Genomic DNA, 17,036 nt, shown 5'->3' on the forward strand with positions numbered 1-17,036 from the left:
CGTTGCTCTGTGTGACTTCACCGTACGCGACCGGCGTGACACCGACCAGGGTCGTCGGGCCGCTCCGGGAGGAGCCACGGGATAAGGTCTGTTCGACAGACACAGGAAGGCTTTCGAGTTGATCTACGGCGCAATGAAGTTCTCCATCGGCGGGTCCCTGAAGCTCGCGTTCAGGCCGTGGGTGGAGGGCCTCGAGAACATTCCCGCAGAGGGGCCGGCGATCCTCGCGAGCAACCACCTGTCCTTCTCCGACTCCTTCTTCCTGCCGGCGGTGCTGGACCGGAAGGTCACCTTCATCGCGAAGGCCGAGTACTTCACCTCCCCGGGAGTCAAGGGCAAGCTGACGGCCGCCTTCTTCAAGGGCGTCGGCCAGCTCCCGGTGGACCGCTCCGGCGCGCGCGGCGCGGGTGAGGCCGCCATCAAGAGCGGCATCGAGGTCATCGAACGCGGGGAGCTGTTCGGTATTTACCCCGAGGGCACGCGTTCACCCGACGGCCGCCTCTACCGCGGCAAGCCCGGCGGCCTGGCCCGGGTGGCGCTCGCCACCGGAGCCCCCGTGATCCCGGTCGCGATGATCGACACGGAGAAGATCCAGCCGCCCGGCAAGGTCGTCCCCAAGCTGATGCGCCCGGGCATCCGGATCGGCAAGCCGCTGGACTTCAGCCGCTACCAGGGGATGGAGGGGGACCGCTTCATCCTCCGCTCGGTGACCGACGAGGTCATGTACGAGATCATGAAGCTCTCCGGCCAGGAGTACGTGGACATCTACGCGACGGCCGCCAAGCGGCAGATCGCGGACGCGGAGAAGGCCGAGAAGGCGGAGAAGGCGGAGGCCGAGAAGGCCGCCAAGGCCGCCAGGGGCGGGAAGACGGACGGCGGGGAGTAGCGGCGGGCGGCCGGCGCCCGCACGGGGGGTGGGGGAGATGGCCAGGCGCGAGCGCGTCGTACGGATGTCGGTCGAGCAGCCGCTGTGGCGCGCCCTGACGGCCTACCGACTGCTCACCATGGTGTACGCGCTGCTGCTGTTCGCCTCCGCCTACCGGAAGTTCGACCAGCCGTGGACCGCGGCCGGCTATCTCGCGGTGCTCGCCGTCTGGACGGTGGCGACCCGCCGCAGGGCGGCCTCCGCCGCGGCCTGCACCCGCCGTTTCCTCGCCCTCGACCTCACCGTGGCGCTGGCCGGGATCCTGCTGAGCCCGCTCGCCGACAGCCACGAGCGGATCGCGGCGGGCGGCCCCACCCTCCCCAGCATCTGGACGGCCGGTTCCGTCCTCGCCTTCGCCCTCAAGGGCGGCTGGCGCTGGGCGGGCATCGCCTCGACCTTCGTGGCCGTCGCCAACATCGTCATCCACGGCGGCGACCCCACCCGGGACACCCTGCACAACGTCCTGCTGGTCTGGGTCGCCTCGATAGCGATCGGCTACGTCGTCGAGGTCGCCCGGGCCAGTGAGGCGACCCTCGCCCGGGCCCTGGAGATCGAGGCCGCCACCCGCGAGCGCGAACGCCTCGCCCGGGACATCCACGACGGGGTCCTCCAGGTCCTCGCCATGGTCCAGCGGCGCGGCACCGAACTGGGCGGCGAGGCCGCCGAGCTCGGCCGGATGGCGGGCGAGCAGGAAGTGGCGCTGCGCACGCTGGTCTCCAGCGGGCTGGTGCCCCCCTCGCGGGTCTCGCGCGACGGTTCGCTGGGCGCGCTGGTGGACACGTACGAGGTCGAGGAGCCCGGCGCCGACGAGGGCGAGCTGGACCTGCGCTCCCTCCTCGCCCCGCACGCCGGGTCCCGGGTGAGCTTCGCCGAACCCGGCGCCCCGGTGCCGCTGCCGGGGCCCGCCGCCCGGGAGCTGGCCGCGGCGGTCGGCGCCGCCCTGGACAACGTGCGCAAGCACGCCGGGGAGGGGGCCAGGGCCTGGATCCTGCTGGAGGACTGGGGGGACGAGGTGATCGTGACCGTCCGGGACGACGGCCCGGGCATCGCGGCCGGCCGGCTCGACCAGGCGGCCGGCGAGGGCCGGATGGGCGTGGCCCTGTCCATCCGGGGCCGGCTGCGCGATCTCGGCGGCAGCGCCGAGCTGGTGTCGGTCCCCGGCCAGGGCACCGAAGTGGAACTGAAAGTACCGAGGGGGAGGACCCAGTGACCGAGCCGGTGAACGAGCTCAGCACGATCAAGGTGATGGTCGTCGACGACCACCCGATGTGGCGGGACGCCGTCGCCCGCGACCTGGCCGCCGCCGGGTTCGACGTCGTGGCCACCGCCGGGGACGGGCCGGAGGCCGTCCGCCGGGCCCGGGCCGCCGCCCCGCAGGTGCTGGTCCTCGACCTCAACCTGCCCGGCATGCCGGGCGTGCGGGTCTGCAAGGAGCTCGTCGGCGCCGATCCCGCGCTGCGCGTGCTCGTCCTGTCGGCGAGCGGGGAGCACGCGGACGTCCTGGAGGCCGTCAAGTCCGGGGCGACGGGCTACCTGCTGAAGTCCGCCGGGGCCCAGGAGCTGATCGACGCGGTGCGCCGCACGGCCGCCGGGGATCCGGTGTTCACCCCGGGCCTGGCCGGCCTGGTCCTCGGCGAGTACCGGCGCCTGGCCACGGACCCGGCGCCCGCCGCCGCCGACGAGCCGAAGGCCCCACGGCTGACCGACCGGGAGACCGAGGTGCTGCGGCTGGTGGCCAAGGGGCTCTCGTACAAGCAGATCGCGGAGCGGCTGGTCATCTCCCACCGCACGGTGCAGAACCACGTGCAGAACACGCTGGGCAAACTCCAGCTGCACAACCGGGTGGAGCTCGTCCGGTACGCGATAGAGCGCGGCCTGGACGACGCGTAAGGGGTGACATCGCTCGTACGTACTTCCCCGTACGAGTGAACACGCGTACGCAACGTCCCCGGAGTTCACCGGAATTGGCCTCTCCGGGCCCCTTGCTGTGATCTGGGTCACCACTAGCGTGACCGTCATGGCGAAGGGAGATTCCATGAAGGTCGGAGTACTCACGGGCGGCGGCGACTGCCCCGGGCTCAACGCGGTGATCCGGGCCGTCGTCCGCAAGGGAACGCAGGAGTACGGATACGGGTTCGTCGGGTTCAAGGACGGCTGGCGGGGTCCGGTCGAGGGGGACACCGTCCCGCTCGGCATCCCCGAGGTCCGCGGGATCCTGCCCCGCGGCGGAACCATCCTCGGCTCCTCGCGCACCAACCCGTTCAAGACGGAGAACGGCGTCCGCGCCATCAAGGAGAACCTCGCGAAGTCCGAGGTCGACGCGCTCGTCGCGATCGGCGGCGAGGACACCCTGGGCGTGGCCGCCCGGCTGTACGAGGAGTACGGCATCCCGTGCGTCGGCGTGCCGAAGACCATCGACAACGACCTCTCGGCCACCGACTACACCTTCGGCTTCGACACGGCCGTCGGCATCGCGACCGAGGCCATCGACCGGCTGCACACCACCGCCGAGTCGCACATGCGGGTCCTCGTCGTCGAGGTGATGGGCCGGCACGCCGGCTGGATCGCCCTGCACTCCGGGCTCGCGGGCGGCGCCAACGTCATCCTCATCCCCGAGCAGCGCTTCGACATCGACAAGGTCTGCGCCTGGGTCACCTCCCGCTTCAAGGCCAGTTACGCGCCCATCGTGGTGGTGGCCGAAGGTGCGATGCCCACCGACGGCGAGCTGGTGCTCAAGGACGCCACCACGGACTCCTTCGGACACGTCCGCCTCTCCGGCGTCGGCGAATGGCTGGCCAAGGAGATCGAGGCGCGGACCGGCAAGGAGGCCCGTACGACCGTCCTCGGGCACATCCAGCGCGGCGGCACCCCGAGCGCGTTCGACCGCTGGCTGGCCACCCGCTTCGGGCTGCACGCGATCGACGCCGTGCGCGACGGCGACTTCGGCAAGATGGTCGCGCTCAAGGGCACCGACATCGTCCGCGTGCCGATCGCGGAGGCCACCGCGAAGCTGAAGACGGTGGACGCCGCCCTGTACGAGGAGGTCGGGGTCTTCTTCGGCTGACCGGACGGGGCCGCACGCACCGGACGCCGCGCACCGCACACCGCACACCACACACCGGACGGCGTGGCCGAACCATGGGACGTATCGTGACGAACGACCCATGGTTCGACCGGTTCGACGTACGGAGCGCGCGTGGAGATCCTGGCCTTCGGAGTGACCGCCGATGAGAAGCCCCTGATGGAGCGGGCCTTCTCGGGACAGCACGAGGTGCGCTGCCTCGACGTCTTCCTCAGCGAGGACACCGCGCCCATCGCGGCGGGCTACGAGATCGTTTCCTCCAGCGTCAACGCCGACCTGGGCGCCCGGGTGCTGCGCATCCTCGCGGCCGGCGGGACCAGGATGATCGCGCAGCGCTCCACCGGCTTCAACAACATCGACCTCGACGTGGCCCGGCAGCTCGGCATGACCGTCGGCCGCGTCTCCCACTACTCGCCCTACTCGGTCGCCGAATTCGCCTGGACGCTGGCGATGGCCGTGAACCGGCGGATCGTCCGCGCCTCCAACCGCACCCGCGACTTCGACTTCCGGCTGAACGGCCTCATGGGCCGGGACCTGCGCGGCCGCACGGCGGGCGTGCTCGGCACCGGGAAGATCGGCGAGGCGTTCACCCGGATCGCCCACGGCTTCGGGATGAACCTGCTGGGCTGGGACGTCGCCCAGAACCCGGCCTGCCTGGAGCTGGGCATGACGTACGTGGACAAGGAGACGCTGCTCGCCGACGCCGACCTCGTCAGCCTCCACGTCCCGCTGCTGGAGTCCACCCACCACATCCTCGACGCGGCCGCCCTGAAGGCGATGCGCGACGACGCGATCCTGGTGAACTCCAGCCGCGGCGGGCTGATCGACACGGACGCGCTGGTCACGGAGCTGCGCGCCGGCCGGTTCGCCGGGGTGGGGCTGGACGTGTACGAGGCGGAGGCCGGGGTGTTCTTCCTGGACAAGTCCCTGGAGGCCGTCGAGGACGACACGCTGGCCCGGCTGGTCACCTTCCCGCACGTGGTGGTGACCTCCCACCAGGCGTACTACACGAGCGACGCGGTCGGCCAGATCATCGACACCACCGTCGCCAACGTGGCCGACTACCTGGCCGGCCGCCGCTCCGAGAACACCCTGGTGCCCGGCCCGCCCTCCGCCTGAGCGCGCCGCGGGCCCCCGGGAGCCCCCCCGGCGGCGGCCCCGTCAGGCCTGCGCCGGGGCGCGCACCGCGGTCAGCAGGGCCCGCACCAGGTCCACGCCGCGCAGCGTGAGCACCGACTCCGGGTGGAACTGGACGCCCGCGAAACCGGCCGCCGAACGCAGGGCGTGGACCTCGCCCGTCGCCGGGTCCCGGGAGACCTCGACGCCCCGCGCCGCCAGCCGCACCGCGTGCTCGTCGGAGCAGTGCGCGGTGTAGGTGTTGTAGAACCCCACCACCTCCTCGTCCCCGAAGAGGTCGATCCGGGTCTGCGCCCCCTGAGCGGGCTCCGCCTTGCGCACCAGCGGCAGCCCCAGTTCGGCGGCGAGCAGCTCGTGGCCCAGGCAGACACCGAGGATCCCGCCCCGGTGCGCCGCCAGCAGTTCCCCGGCCAGGGCGCGCAGCGTGCGCATCTTCGGGTCGGCGGCCTCCGCCGGGTTGCCCGGGCCCGGGCCCAGGACGATCGGGCCGTCCCAGGCCAGGGCGGCCGCGCGCAGTCCGGGGTCGTCGTAGCGGCGTACGGTCACCTCCAGGCCGGTGACCCGCAGCAGGTGGGCCAGCATCGCGGTGAAGGTGTCCTCCCCGTCGATCACCAGGGCGTGGCCGGTCAGCGTCGCGGGCTGCTCCTGCATCCGAAGCCAGAACGGCGCGAGGTCCTGGCGGCGGGCGGCCAGTGCGGCCTGGACCCGGGGGTCGTCGGCCAGCCGGGCCCCCTCGAAGGCCGGCCGGGGCGCCGCCTCCCGCACGCCGAGCGCCGCCAGCACCCCGGCGGCCTTGGCGTGGGTCTCGGCCACCTCGCCGAGCGGGTCCGAGTGGCGGACCAGGGTGGCGCCGACCGGCACCCGCAGGGTCCCGTCGGCGGCGATGTCGGCGGTGCGGATCAGGATGGGGGAGTCCAGGGTCTGGCCGCCGGCGGAGTCCAGGCCGAGCAGGGCCAGGGCGCCCGCGTAGTAGCCGCGGCCGCCGCTCTCGTAGCGCTCGATCACGCGGCAGGCGTTCTGGACGGGCGAGCCCGTCACGGTCGCCGCGAACATGGTCTCCCGCAGCACCTCCCGCACGTCCAGCGAGGAGCGACCGCGCAGCTCGTACTCGGTGTGCGCGAGGTGGGACATCTCCTTGAGCCGGGGCCCGACGACGGCCCCGCCCATGTCGCCGACCGTGCACATCATCTTGAGCTCCTCGTCGACCACCATCGACAGCTCCTCGGTCTCCTTGCGGTCGCCGAGGAAGGCGAGGAGCGAGTCGGTGGCCGGGCCCCCGGCCGGATAGCGGTAGGTGCCGCTGATGGGGTTCATGACGACCGTCCGGCCGGACATCCGTACGTGCACCTCCGGGCTGGCCCCGACCAGGGTCCGCTCGCCGGTGTGGACCACGTACGTCCAGTACGCGCCCCGCTCGCCCTCCAGCAGCCGGCGGAACAGGGCGAGGGCGTCGGCCCGGCCGAAGCCGTCGACGCGGCCCTCGAAGGTCCTGCGGATGACGAAGTTGGCGCCCTCGCCGCGGCCGATCTCGTCGCGGATCACGCGCTCGACGGTGGCCGCGTACTCCTCGTCGGGCACGTCGAAGGCGCCGTCGCTGACCCGCACCGGGTGGGCGGGCAGGGCGGCGAGGGCCGCGTCGAGCGGGATCTCGTACGCCTCCTCGGCGCTCAGCACGCTCAGCGGGGTGCCGTCGTCGCGGACGTCGAAGCCGCGCTCGCGGATCTGCCGGAACGGCACCAGGGCGAGGGTGGGCAGCTCGCGGACGGGCAGGTCGGCCAGCCGGGCCGCCTCGTGCACGGGCCCGATCAGCACCTCGACCGTGTCGTGGTCGCGGCCCGGGGTGCGGCGGCGGAGCAGGGCGAAGGGCGGGCAGGCCTCGTCGAGGAGCCGGCTCGGCTCGAAGGGGGGCTGGGGCATGGTGTGGGCGTCCTTCCGGCGGATCCGCGGACCGGCGGATCCGGTGGCTTGTCGGCGGGAGGGACGACCCGTACGCGTGAACGCGGAAGGCCGCCCCTCGGGGCGGCCTTCGCGTCGCTCGTGTCAGTGGGTACGCACGAGGGGTGGGCCGCCGGGAGCGGACCACCACCAGTTCTGGTTCGAGTGTGCGTACATGCGAGGCACCCTAGCCCAAGCGGACGCGATCTCGCTGCATCCGTTCTATACCGACATGTGAACCACGGATTCCGTTCATTTCCGGGGCCCTGGCCCGCGAGCCACGCCGTCTCATCAGGTGGGCGCCGGGCCGGACGGCACGTGTGACGCCGTAATGTGTACGAGGTGACCGTGAACGCTGAAACCCAAGCCCCCGCCCATCAGGCGACCTGGCGAGACCTTCCCGCGGCGCAGCAGCCTTCGTACCCCGATGCCGAGGCACTGCGCGCTGTCGTCGCGGACCTCGAGTCGTATCCTCCCCTCGTTTTCGCGGGTGAGTGCGATCAGCTGCGCGCCCGTCTGGGAGCCGTCGCCAAGGGCGAGGCGTTCCTGCTCCAGGGCGGCGACTGCGCCGAGGCCTTCGACGCCGTGTCGGCCGACCACATCCGCGCCAAGCTGAAGACGCTGCTCCAGATGAGCGCCGTCCTGACGTACGCGGCCTCCGTGCCCGTCGTGAAGGTCGGGCGCATCGCCGGCCAGTACTCCAAGCCGCGCTCCAAGGACACCGAGACCCGCGACGGCGTCACCCTGCCGACCTACCGCGGTGACTCCGTCAACGGCTTCCCCTTCACCGAAGAGGCCCGGATCCCGGACCCCGAGCGGCTGAAGCGCATGTACCACGCGTCGGCCTCGACGCTGAACCTGGTGCGCGCCTTCACCACCGGTGGTTACGCCGACCTGCGCCAGGTGCACGCCTGGAACCAGGACTTCGTGAAGTCCTCCCCGTCCGGGCAGCGCTACGAGCAGCTCGCGCGGGAGATCGACAACGCGCTGAACTTCATGAAGGCCTGTGGCACCGACCCGGCGGAGTTCAAGGCCGTCGAGTTCTACTCCTCGCACGAGGCGCTGCTCCTCGACTACGAGGGCGCCCTCACCCGTACGGACTCGCGCACCGGCAAGCTGTACGACACCTCGGGCCACATGGTGTGGGTCGGTGAGCGCACCCGCCAGCTGGACCACGCGCACATCGAGTTCTGCGCGCAGATCGCCAACCCGATCGGCATCAAGCTCGGCCCCACGACCACCGTGGACGAGGCGCTGACGTACATCGACCGCCTGGACCCCGAGCGCGAGCCGGGCCGGCTGACCTTCGTCGTCCGCATGGGCGCCGACAAGGTCCGCGACAAGCTCCCCGAGCTGGTCGAGAAGGTCACGGCGTCCGGTGCGACCGTCGCCTGGGTCACCGACCCGATGCACGGCAACACCTTCGAGGCGGCCTCCGGCCACAAGACGCGCCGTTTCGACGACGTGCTCGACGAGGTCAAGGGCTTCTTCGAGGTGCACAAGGCGCTGGGCACCCACCCGGGCGGCATCCACGTCGAGCTCACCGGTGACGACGTCACCGAGTGCGTGGGCGGCGGCGACGAGATCTTCGTCGACGACCTGCACCAGCGCTACGAGACGGCCTGCGACCCCCGCCTCAACCGCAGCCAGTCCCTGGACCTGGCTTTCCTGGTGGCGGAGATGTACCGCGACCAGTAGGCGGCGGCCGATCAGTCAGTGGCTTCCTACGACGATGGGGCGCGGATCGATGTGATCCGCGCCCCATCGGCGTACCCGGGTCTTTTAGGGGACCCTAACTTTAGGTACGGTTAGGTAAGCCTCACCGACATCGGGGTGGCCGCCGAACCGTTCCGCCCCAGGGAGGTGAACCGCGTGTACGTCTGCTCTTGCTTCGGGATCACCGACAAGCAGGTCAAGGACCACGCGGCCGCTGGGGCGTGCACCCCCCGGCAGATCGCCTCGGTGACCAAGGCCGGCACGGACTGCGGCTCCTGCGTGCGCACCATCCAGGGCCTCCTGGGCCGCGGCGCGTGCCCGCGCCGGGAACTGCTGGAGCAGGGCGACGCCGCCGCGGTGCTGGCCGCCGAGACCCGGCAGCTGGTTCCCGCCGCCGCATCCGGATCCGGGCCCGCGCTCGCCGACGCGGCGTAGCCTCCCGGCTGCCCCGGCCGCCTAGCTCTCCGGCTGCTCGATCTGCTGCGCGATGTAGAGCGGCTCACCGATGCTCTCGATCAGTTCCAGCTGGGTGTCGAGGTAGTCGATGTGGTGCTCCTCGTCCTCCAGGATCTCCTCGAACAGCCGCGCCGAAGTGACGTCGCCCTTGCCGCGCATGACCTCGATGCCCCGCTTGAGGCGGTCGATGGCCTCGACCTCCACCTGCCGGTCCGCCTGGAACATCTCCGTCAGGGTCTGGCCGACCCGGACGTGGAAGAGGCGCTGGTAGTTCGGCAGACCGTCGAGCATCAGGATGCGCTCGGTGATCTTGTCCGCGTGCTTCATCTCGTCGATGGACTCGGCACGGGTGTAGTGGGCGAGCTTCGTCCATCCCTTGTTGTCCTGGATGCGGTAGTGCAGCCAGTACTGGTTGATGGCGGTGAGCTCGCCGGTCAGCTGCTCGTTGAGAAACTCAAGGACCTCGGGGTCGCCCTGCATCGCAGAGGCTCCTTCCAAGCAATGTCAGCTAGGTGACTGGGCAGGTGCGCGCATCTTTGCACCGCCGCCGGAGGCCGTCCAGTAAGTGCCTCCTTAGTGTGAGTTGCCACGACTTGCCCCCTGGCGTCGTACCTGGTCGTGACCACCCCGCCACGTCTGTCACCATGGAGACATGGGTCAGCCGGAAAGCCGGGAATCTCCGGGAGCAGAGCAGTTCGAGCTCCCTCCGGGGCAGCGGTTGCAGAGGGGCTGGCCCGTCACCCACTACGGTCCCGTGCCCAAGTTCAAGCCGGAGCGCTGGGAGTTCCGGGTCTTCGGCGCCACGGCCGACGGTGAGAAGCACTGCTGGAACCACGAGGAGTTCGCGGCCCTGCCGTTCGACTCCGTCGTCGCGGACCTGCACTGCGTCACCAAGTTCAGCATGCAGGGCGCCGAATGGGGCGGCGTGCTGGCGCGAACCCTGACCGCCATCGCACCGCCGGCCCCGCAGGTCACGCATGTGATGGTGTGGGCCGAGTACGGCTTCAGCTCCAACATGAGACTGGCCGATTTCGCCTCCGAGCGGACCGTCTTCGCGACCCACATGGGCGGCGAACTGCTGACGGCCGAGCACGGGTTCCCGCTGCGGCTCGTGGTCCCGCACCTCTACGCCTGGAAGGGCCCCAAGTGGGTCCGCGGCGTGGAGTACATGACGGCCGACCGGCGGGGCTTCTGGGAGGAGCGGGGCTACCACAACATCGGCGACCCCTGGCGCGAGCAGCGCTACTCGTACCAAGAGGTGCCGGGCGACGGTCCCGAGCTCTAGCGGGTGTCCGACGGCTCTGCTGGTACCGCTCTAGTGGTACTGGTGGACGACCGCGTGGCCCTTGCCGCGGCCGATCAGCCACTTGTTGACCGGGGTGGTCACGACGAAGGCCAGCGCCAGTGAGAGCGCGAGCGCCGTCCAGAACAGGCCGTCCGAGAGCTGGGCGTCCATGGCGCCGGGCCACACCGCGATGACCCCGTTGTCGATCAGTTCCATGACGGCGATCGACAGGGTGTCCGCGGCGAGCGCCACCCGGACGGCCGAACGGAGGTCCACTCCGGCGGCGAGGACCCCGCGCAGGGTGAGCGCGTAGCCGAAGACGAACGCCAGGACGATCGCGAGGATCATCGTCGGGAGGTTGCCCCAGCCGAGGGCGGTGCCGACGACCATCCCCAGGATCTCGCCGATGGCGCATCCGGTGAGGCAGTGCAGGGTGGCCCGCGCGGCGGTGCCCCAGCCGGCCGGGCCCGCTCCGTGGCCGTGGTCGTGCGGGTGTTCGTGGTGGTGGGCGTGTGCCTGCTCCATGACGACCCCCTGAGGGAAATGCCGGGTGACGGTGCTGCCGACTGACAGAACCGTATACCCCCCTGGGGTATTCCTCAAGGAACCTCCGGACCGGAGGTCAGTGGGCGCCGCGCAGCTCCTTCAGCAGGGCCACGTCCGCCGCGTGCCCCTCCTTGCCGCCCGGGGTCTCGATGATCAGCGGCACGCCGTCCGTCTCGGGGTGCGAGCACAGCTCCGCGAAGGCCTCCCGGCCGATGTGGCCCTGGCCGATGTTCGCGTGCCGGTCCTTGTGGGCGCCGACGCCCTCCTTGGAGTCGTTGGCGTGGATCAGCTTCAGCCGGCCCGGGCCCACCGCCTCCACCAGCAGGTCCAGCGTCTGCTTGGTGCCGCCCGGCTCGGCCAGGTCGTGGCCCGCCGCGAAGATGTGGCAGGTGTCCAGGCAGATGCCCAGCTTCGGATGGTGGTCGAGGGCCTCGAAGTAGGGGCCGAAGTCCCAGGTCCGGGAGCAGAGCGAGGATCCCTGTCCGGCGGTGGACTCCAGCAGCAGGAACGGGTCGTCCTCGTGCACCAGCTCGTCCAGCAGCCCCAGCATGTGCTCCCTGACCTGCGCGTACGCCGCCTCGCGCGGTCGGCCCCCGGTCGCCGAGCCGGTGTGCACGACCACCCCGAGCGCACCGATCTCGCGGCCCCGGCGCAGCGAGTGCCGCAGGGACTCCATCGACTTCTCCACCGTCGCCTCGGTGTGCGAGCCGAAGTTGATCAGGTACGGCGCGTGCACGTACACCGGGAGGGACTCCGCGGCGCACTGCGCGCGGAACAGCTCGTCCTGCTTCGGATTGCCGGCCGGGGTGGCCCAGCCGCGCGGATTGGCGACGAAGACCTGGAGGGCCTCGGCGCCCATCTCGCGGGCGTACGGGAGGCCGACCGAGGCGAGGCCGCCGGCGACGGGTACGTGCCCGCCCACGGGATTGCGCGTCACGGCCGTCACAGTCCTCACAGTCCCTTGGTCCGCAGCGTGATCGTGCCGCCCTCGGGGGCGCCCTGGCCGCCCGGCACGGACTGGGCGTCCACGGTGTTGCTGAAGGAGAGGAAGGGCCGGTCCACCTTCACCTTGAAGCCCAGACCCTCCAGCGTCTTGCGGGCCGGGTCCACGTCCTGGCCGGTCACGTCCGGCACCAGCACCTGGCGCGGGCCCTTGGACACGGTCAGCGTGACCGTGTCGCCGCCCGCCGCCTGGGCGCCCGCGGCGAGCGACTGGCTCGCGACCGTACCGGCGGGGGAGGCGGAGTTGACCTGCTCCGGGGCCGTGGCCGCCGTCAGGCCGACGGCCTCCAGCGCGGCGCGCGCCTGGTCGAGGGGCTTGCCCGCGACGGCCGGGACGGCCACCGGGCGGCCCTTGCTGACGATCAGCGCGACCGCGGTGTCGGGGGCCCGCTTCTGGCCGCCCGCCGGGTTGGTGTCGATCACCGAGCCCTGGGCCACGTCCTGGCTGAAGGCCTGCGTGACGATGCCGGGCGCCAGGCCCGTCTTCGTCAGCTCCGTCCTGGCCTCCTCCAGCGGCCTGCCCTTCAGGTCGGGGACGCTGATCACCTCGGGGCCGCGGGACACGGTGAGGGTGACCGCGCCGTTGCCGCGGATCCGCTTGCCGCCGGGGGGATCGGTGTTCATCACCGTCCCGCGGTCGAAGGCGTCGCTGAACTTCCGGTCCACGCCCTTCACGCCGAGACCGGCGGCGGACAGCTGGGACCTGGCCTGTTCCTCCGTCTTGCCGAGGAGGTTGGGGACCTTGGTGAACTGGCCGGAGTTGATGTACCAGACGCCCATGCCGAGCCCGAGCGCGAGGAGCACCCCGGCGATGACGAGGAGCGGGCCGCGGCGGCCGCGCGGGCCGCGGGCCGGGGCGGGGGCGGCGTGCGCGGCGTGGGCGTGGGGGAGTTCCAGGCGCGAGGTGTGGTGCACCGGCTGCTGCGGAGCCTCCACCGGGCGCGGGATCACACTGGTGCGGTCCTCGGAGGCCGCCCGGTCCCCGGCCCGCGCCTGCGGCGGCACCGCGTCCAGCTCGGCGTCACCGAGCCCCGCGCGGGCCTCGCGGACCAGCCCGAGCAGCGCGGCGGCGTCGGCGGGGCGCCGCTCGGGGGTGCGGGCGGTGGCCCGCGCGACGAGGGCGTCGAGGGACCCGGAGAGCCCGGGGACGGCCGCCGACGGGGGCGGGACGTCCTCGTTCAGGTGCTGGTAGAGCACCTGGGCGGGGGAGCCGCCGGTGTGCGGTTTGGCGCCGGTGAGCATCTCGTAGAGCACGACCCCGCAGGCGTACACGTCCACGCGGGTGTCGGTGACGCCGTTCTCGATCTGCTCGGGCGCGAGGTAGGAGACGGTGCCGAGCACCGAGCCGGTGGTGTTCGTCGCGGCGTCCACGGAACGGACCAGACCGAAATCGGCCACCTTGACGCGGCCGTCGTCGCCGATCAGGACGTTCTCGGGCTTCATGTCCCGGTGGACGAAACCGGCGCGGTGGGCGGCGCCGAGAGCCGCGAGCACCGGCTCGAAGATGTCCAGGGCGGCCCGCGGCTGGAGCGCGCCGCGCTCGCGCAGCACGTCGCGCAGGGTGCAGCCGGAGACGTACTCCATGGCGAGGTAGGTGTACGGGCCGTCCGTGCCCTGGTCGAAGACGGCGACCACGTTGGTGTGCGCGAGGCGGGCCACGGACTTCGCCTCGCGGATGAACCGGTCCACGAAGGCGGCGTCGGCGGCGAGCGCCGGGTGCATCACCTTGAGGGCGAGGACGCGGTCCAGGCGGGTGTCGACGGCCCGGTAGACCGTGGCCATGCCGCCGGCCGCGATGCGGGCGTCGATGCGGTAGCGGCCGTCGAGCACGCGCCCGACGATGGGGTCATCCAGGGTCGTATCCACCCGCCGATTCTACGAGCCGGTGAGTTTGAGCCGTCCGGGGTCCCCAAGCTTGCAGCGCAGCCGTGACATGCGCGGCCGGCCCGGGGGCTGCGCCGCGTGTCCGTAAGGCGCTCCGGGCGCGGGGCGCGGGCGGCCCGTCTCCCCCTGGGGGGCGGGGCCCGGGGGCTGCCTGCCCACCCGCCCCCTGACCTGCGGGCCGGGTCGGCGGGAGGGACATCCCCCTGGACGGTCTCCGGGAAGGTTTGGGGGCTTCCCGTCAGTCTCATCGTCATTCCGTGTCGTGCCGGCCTGTCAAGGGCGCTCCTTCGTCGCGTCGCTACGCGATGGCCTTCGGCCACCCTTGACAGACCGACCCGCCACGAAAAGCCGAAGACTGCCGGGAAACCCCCAAAAGAACGGCACGGTCCAGAGGGATGGGACAGGTCTCTCAGCGATGAGACGAGGGGCCGGTGCCCGGCTACCTGCACCAAATGTTGATCAGAGCGCTGTGGGAAGCCGACGGGCGCATGAGATCGCTACGCGGTTCTCTGATCTCGGCGACTGACAGCCGTCCGGGGCTGATCAGACCGTCAGGGCAATCAGGGCTGCTCGCCCATGGCTGCGCGGAGCCAGTCCAGGGTGCCCTGGGCGAGGAGTTCGTCAGCGAGGCGCTGGGCGGTTTCGGTGGTCAGTCGGCCACGGCTGTTGTCGATCCACCGTTGTGCGTTCGCGTAGCCCTGCGCCTTGTATTCGATGCCTTGGAGCATGCATTCCAGCTTGTCGGCGTCCCGGGCGCAGATCGATTCGGGTGTCTCCTTGGCCTCGTACTCCGCGACGAGGTCCTGGATGGTCGAGGCAAGGAGGTCGGGCATGGCGGCCGTCTGGTCGGCCGTGATAGCGGCGGGGTCGGCAGAGGAGGAGTACTTCTTGCCCAGGTGGTTCACATCGCCACTGCGGGTTTCCTGGGTGTCGTGCCACACGGCGAGGAAGGCTGCGCGAGCCGGGTCGGCTCCCTCCAGCTTGGCGATGACGGAAGCGATCAGAGATGTGCGCCAGGAGTGCTCGGCAACGCTCTCGGGGTTGTTGACGCCGGCCATCCACCAGCCCGTGCGGCGTGCGTTCTTCAGCGTTCCGGCCTCGTAGAGGAAGTGGGCCACCGCGGACAGGTCGTCAGCCACGTCTGTCTCCTTCTCACGCCTCAGCGAGGCGGATCGCGTACCGAATGCCTTCGAGCTCGCGACGCGCTCCCGTCGAGGGCTCGGTCCCATCCAACAACACGGGCATCCGGGCCCGCAGGTCTCGGGTGGTGGAAGTGGCCGTCTTCAGAAGGCTGGGACGGGCAGCCAAGAGTGCCCAGAGGGTGTGGACGTTCAGGTCGAAGTAGCCGTGCTGTGTTCTGAGCCCTTTCACCAAGTGCTGGAAGAGCTTGTGCCCTTGCCAGGAGGTGGCATCGGTTTCCACGATGAAATCGTCGGACAGCTGGAGGTGCGCTGCCTCTCCGATCCAGTACGCCCAGTAGTTGAGGTTGGCGGTTTCGCCCAAGTCATCGCCTTCGAGCGTGGTGGAGATGAAGTGTTCCATGCGCTCTCGGTCACCTTGACGGGCCGCAACGGTGGCCACGGAACGGGCATTGAGCCAACGGGTGAGCCAGTCGTCGGGCCGCTCTGCCTTCTGCTGCTGCACCAGCCAGTCGACGGTATCCGCTGCCTGGTCGTAGCCCACGAGGTACAGGGCTTGTCGGCGCAACAGGAACTGATCAGCGTCTCGGGCCTCTTCGGCAGTCGTACGCAGGTACTGGAAGAACTGAGTGCGTTCTGCCACAGCCAGCTCAGGCCCGCTTGGCACCGGGCCGCGCCGGGAGCGACTCGAAGGCGGCAGCGCACGCATGGACTCCGGGGCTTCGCCGTTGAGTGGCCAGGCCAGGACTTCCACAAGGTCGCGTTGCATGACCCATGAGCCCAGAGGGCTGCCGTTGGCCGGCTCATCCCCTTCGAGGGCGCTCAGCAGCAGGACGTCTGCCTCCATCGCCTTTTCCAAGGCGATGAGCAAGGCTGCCGGAGTCCCCATGCGCATGAGCCGATGGCGGTGCCCGAGCATCTGGCCGACGGAGAGAGCCGTGAGCGGCCGTCTGCCGGATTCCCATCCCGCGATGGCGTCCGTCGAGAGGTGAAAGGCCTCCGCGAGGCTGTCCTGTGTGTGGCCGAGCTGCTCCCGGATGACCCGGAACACGTACCCGGAAACCGTTCCGAGACGGCTGGGCCGTCGGCTTCCCGGACCGGTGGTCAGGGTGGAGTGTCCCTTGCCGACCACAGCACCTCCCTGTCCTCGAATTCTTCGCCAAGTACCCGTACCAACGGTCACTTCGACCGGCAGGGCGACCTACCTACGCTCGTATGCGCAGTGACAACCAGACCACTCAGCGTAGCGACATGGAGGGCCGTCTTGAATGCGGCAGAGAAAGACGCAGCCGGCGGAGAGCCTCCTGTCTCCTGGCTGGAGCCGAAGGATGCTTCCGCGCCCAGCCCGGCGCTTATCGCCCGAGCGTGCGCCGGCTGGGAGCGCTTCGTCGATTCCATGGAGGGGGACGGGGATGGCTGAGTGCTACGAGTACGTCCCGCACCGGCTCCTTCGTCGCCGCGTGCGCGACATTGCCTCCGGAACTGAGGGCGAGCTGATGGCCGTGATCAACGAGAACGTCTCGGATGGTGGGGCCGAGCGATGGATGCGTCTCGCCTACGTCCGGGGCGCGACCGGCCTCGAATTCACCACGGCAGTCCACAACATCGTGCCCGCCGACTACATCGATGCCCTGGAAAGAGTCCTCGACCGGCGGTGTTCACCGGAGTGACGAGTCGGCTGATGAAACCGTACGCCGTGATGCGCCCGTCGGCTTCCCACAGCGCTCTGATCAACATTTGGTGCAGGTAGCCGGGCACTGGCCCCTCGTCTCATCGCTGAGAGACCCGTCCCATTTCTCTGGACCGTGCCGTTCTTTTGGGGGTTTCCCGGCAGTCTTCGGCTTTTCGTGGCGGGTCGGTCTGTCAAGGGTGGCCGAAGGCCATCGCGAAGCGACGCGACGAAGGAGCGCCCTTGACAGGCCGGCACGA

Annotated in this window: 16 protein-coding genes; 9 read left to right on the plus strand and 7 right to left on the minus strand. The window is 70.8% G+C overall.

The genetic code is table 11. From position 1 onward, the window contains the following. Window positions 1-133 precede the first annotated feature (133 nt). The 5 genes from ACFYYT_RS18270 (at window position 134) to ACFYYT_RS18290 (ending at window position 5,126) form a co-directional block, all read left to right on the plus strand. Window positions 134-886, plus strand: a complete 753-nt coding sequence (locus tag ACFYYT_RS18270) for a lysophospholipid acyltransferase family protein (RefSeq protein ID WP_351820966.1) — start codon at window positions 134-136, stop codon at window positions 884-886. Between the two features lie 37 nt (window positions 887-923). Beyond that, on the plus strand, window positions 924-2,135 hold the full coding sequence (macS, locus tag ACFYYT_RS18275; RefSeq protein ID WP_351820869.1) for a MacS family sensor histidine kinase: 1,212 nt from the start codon (window positions 924-926) through the stop codon (window positions 2,133-2,135). Between the two features lie 35 nt (window positions 2,136-2,170). Then, window positions 2,171-2,815: a response regulator transcription factor gene (locus tag ACFYYT_RS18280; protein WP_351820963.1), complete on the plus strand. Its 645-nt coding sequence runs from the start codon at window positions 2,171-2,173 to the stop codon at window positions 2,813-2,815. Window positions 2,816-2,960: 145 nt separating this feature from the next. Continuing rightward, window positions 2,961-3,989 carry a 6-phosphofructokinase gene (locus tag ACFYYT_RS18285; RefSeq protein ID WP_351820866.1) on the plus strand — a complete coding sequence of 343 codons (1,029 nt, stop codon included), beginning with the start codon at window positions 2,961-2,963 and terminating at the stop codon, window positions 3,987-3,989. A gap of 132 nt (window positions 3,990-4,121) precedes the next feature. Beyond that, entirely contained in the window at window positions 4,122-5,126 is a 1,005-nt protein-coding gene (locus tag ACFYYT_RS18290; protein WP_351820863.1) for a 2-hydroxyacid dehydrogenase, read from the plus strand. 42 nt (window positions 5,127-5,168) lie between these two features. On the opposite strand, the gene ACFYYT_RS18295 is transcribed toward ACFYYT_RS18290, so the two are convergent. After that, on the minus strand, window positions 5,169-7,061 hold the full coding sequence (locus tag ACFYYT_RS18295) for an anthranilate synthase family protein (RefSeq protein ID WP_351820860.1): 1,893 nt from the start codon (window positions 7,059-7,061) through the stop codon (window positions 5,169-5,171). A gap of 351 nt (window positions 7,062-7,412) precedes the next feature. On the opposite strand from ACFYYT_RS18295, the gene ACFYYT_RS18300 reads away from it, so the two are divergent. Both ACFYYT_RS18300 and ACFYYT_RS18305 read left to right on the plus strand, forming a co-directional pair. Continuing rightward, the gene (locus ACFYYT_RS18300) at window positions 7,413-8,777 is read left to right on the plus strand and encodes a class II 3-deoxy-7-phosphoheptulonate synthase (protein ID WP_385321577.1); all 1,365 of its coding nucleotides are present in this window, start codon (window positions 7,413-7,415) and stop codon (window positions 8,775-8,777) included. Between the two features lie 174 nt (window positions 8,778-8,951). Next, the gene (locus ACFYYT_RS18305) at window positions 8,952-9,230 is read left to right on the plus strand and encodes a (2Fe-2S)-binding protein (protein ID WP_351820854.1); all 279 of its coding nucleotides are present in this window, start codon (window positions 8,952-8,954) and stop codon (window positions 9,228-9,230) included. A gap of 21 nt (window positions 9,231-9,251) precedes the next feature. Here ACFYYT_RS18305 and bfr read toward each other — a convergent pair whose 3' ends face one another. Beyond that, window positions 9,252-9,731 carry a bacterioferritin gene (bfr, locus tag ACFYYT_RS18310; protein ID WP_351820851.1) on the minus strand — a complete coding sequence of 160 codons (480 nt, stop codon included), beginning with the start codon at window positions 9,729-9,731 and terminating at the stop codon, window positions 9,252-9,254. Between the two features lie 172 nt (window positions 9,732-9,903). Here bfr and ACFYYT_RS18315 point away from each other — a divergent pair, with 172 nt between their 5' ends. After that, the gene (locus tag ACFYYT_RS18315) at window positions 9,904-10,536 is read left to right on the plus strand and encodes a sulfite oxidase-like oxidoreductase (protein ID WP_351820848.1); all 633 of its coding nucleotides are present in this window, start codon (window positions 9,904-9,906) and stop codon (window positions 10,534-10,536) included. A gap of 30 nt (window positions 10,537-10,566) precedes the next feature. On the opposite strand, the gene ACFYYT_RS18320 is transcribed toward ACFYYT_RS18315, so the two are convergent. The 5 genes from ACFYYT_RS18320 to ACFYYT_RS18340 all read right to left on the minus strand — a co-directional run bounded on the left by ACFYYT_RS18320 (window position 10,567) and on the right by ACFYYT_RS18340 (window position 16,239). Next, complete coding sequence (locus tag ACFYYT_RS18320) at window positions 10,567-11,061, minus strand: DUF4396 domain-containing protein (RefSeq protein ID WP_351820845.1); 495 nt, start codon at window positions 11,059-11,061, stop codon at window positions 10,567-10,569. 97 nt (window positions 11,062-11,158) lie between these two features. After that, window positions 11,159-12,019, minus strand: coding sequence for a deoxyribonuclease IV (locus tag ACFYYT_RS18325; RefSeq protein WP_351820843.1), 861 nt, complete (start codon window positions 12,017-12,019; stop codon window positions 11,159-11,161). Window positions 12,020-12,033: 14 nt separating this feature from the next. Further along, window positions 12,034-13,950: a Stk1 family PASTA domain-containing Ser/Thr kinase gene (pknB, locus tag ACFYYT_RS18330; RefSeq protein ID WP_351820841.1), complete on the minus strand. Its 1,917-nt coding sequence runs from the start codon at window positions 13,948-13,950 to the stop codon at window positions 12,034-12,036. 578 nt (window positions 13,951-14,528) lie between these two features. Next, the gene (locus tag ACFYYT_RS18335; protein ID WP_351820838.1) at window positions 14,529-15,107 is read right to left on the minus strand and encodes an HD domain-containing protein; all 579 of its coding nucleotides are present in this window, start codon (window positions 15,105-15,107) and stop codon (window positions 14,529-14,531) included. 13 nt (window positions 15,108-15,120) lie between these two features. Further along, window positions 15,121-16,239, minus strand: coding sequence for a helix-turn-helix transcriptional regulator (locus ACFYYT_RS18340; protein WP_351820835.1), 1,119 nt, complete (start codon window positions 16,237-16,239; stop codon window positions 15,121-15,123). A 280-nt stretch (window positions 16,240-16,519) separates the two neighbouring features. On the opposite strand from ACFYYT_RS18340, the gene ACFYYT_RS18345 reads away from it, so the two are divergent. After that, window positions 16,520-16,777, plus strand: coding sequence for a hypothetical protein (locus tag ACFYYT_RS18345; RefSeq protein ID WP_351820832.1), 258 nt, complete (start codon window positions 16,520-16,522; stop codon window positions 16,775-16,777). Window positions 16,778-17,036 lie beyond the last annotated feature (259 nt).

It is taken from the genome of Streptomyces sp. NPDC002032 (assembly GCF_042890765.1).
In the GTDB taxonomy this organism is placed as follows: Bacteria; Actinomycetota; Actinomycetes; order Streptomycetales; family Streptomycetaceae; genus Streptomyces.

Excerpts from the sequence above, each read along its gene's own strand:
- ACFYYT_RS18280 (WP_351820963.1), top strand. The coding sequence starts at position 2,171 with ATGGTCGTCGACGACCACCCGATGTGGCGGGACGCCGTCGCCCGCGAC.
- bfr (WP_351820851.1), bottom strand. The coding sequence starts at position 9,731 with ATGCAGGGCGACCCCGAGGTCCTTGAGTTTCTCAACGAGCAGCTGACC.
- ACFYYT_RS18295 (WP_351820860.1), bottom strand. The coding sequence starts at position 7,061 with ATGCCCCAGCCCCCCTTCGAGCCGAGCCGGCTCCTCGACGAGGCCTGC.
- ACFYYT_RS18315 (WP_351820848.1), top strand. The coding sequence starts at position 9,904 with ATGGGTCAGCCGGAAAGCCGGGAATCTCCGGGAGCAGAGCAGTTCGAG.
- ACFYYT_RS18270 (WP_351820966.1), top strand. The coding sequence starts at position 134 with ATGAAGTTCTCCATCGGCGGGTCCCTGAAGCTCGCGTTCAGGCCGTGG.
- ACFYYT_RS18345 (WP_351820832.1), top strand. The coding sequence starts at position 16,520 with ATGGCTGAGTGCTACGAGTACGTCCCGCACCGGCTCCTTCGTCGCCGC.
- ACFYYT_RS18320 (WP_351820845.1), bottom strand. The coding sequence starts at position 11,061 with ATGGAGCAGGCACACGCCCACCACCACGAACACCCGCACGACCACGGC.
- ACFYYT_RS18285 (WP_351820866.1), top strand. The coding sequence starts at position 2,961 with ATGAAGGTCGGAGTACTCACGGGCGGCGGCGACTGCCCCGGGCTCAAC.
- macS (WP_351820869.1), top strand. The coding sequence starts at position 924 with ATGGCCAGGCGCGAGCGCGTCGTACGGATGTCGGTCGAGCAGCCGCTG.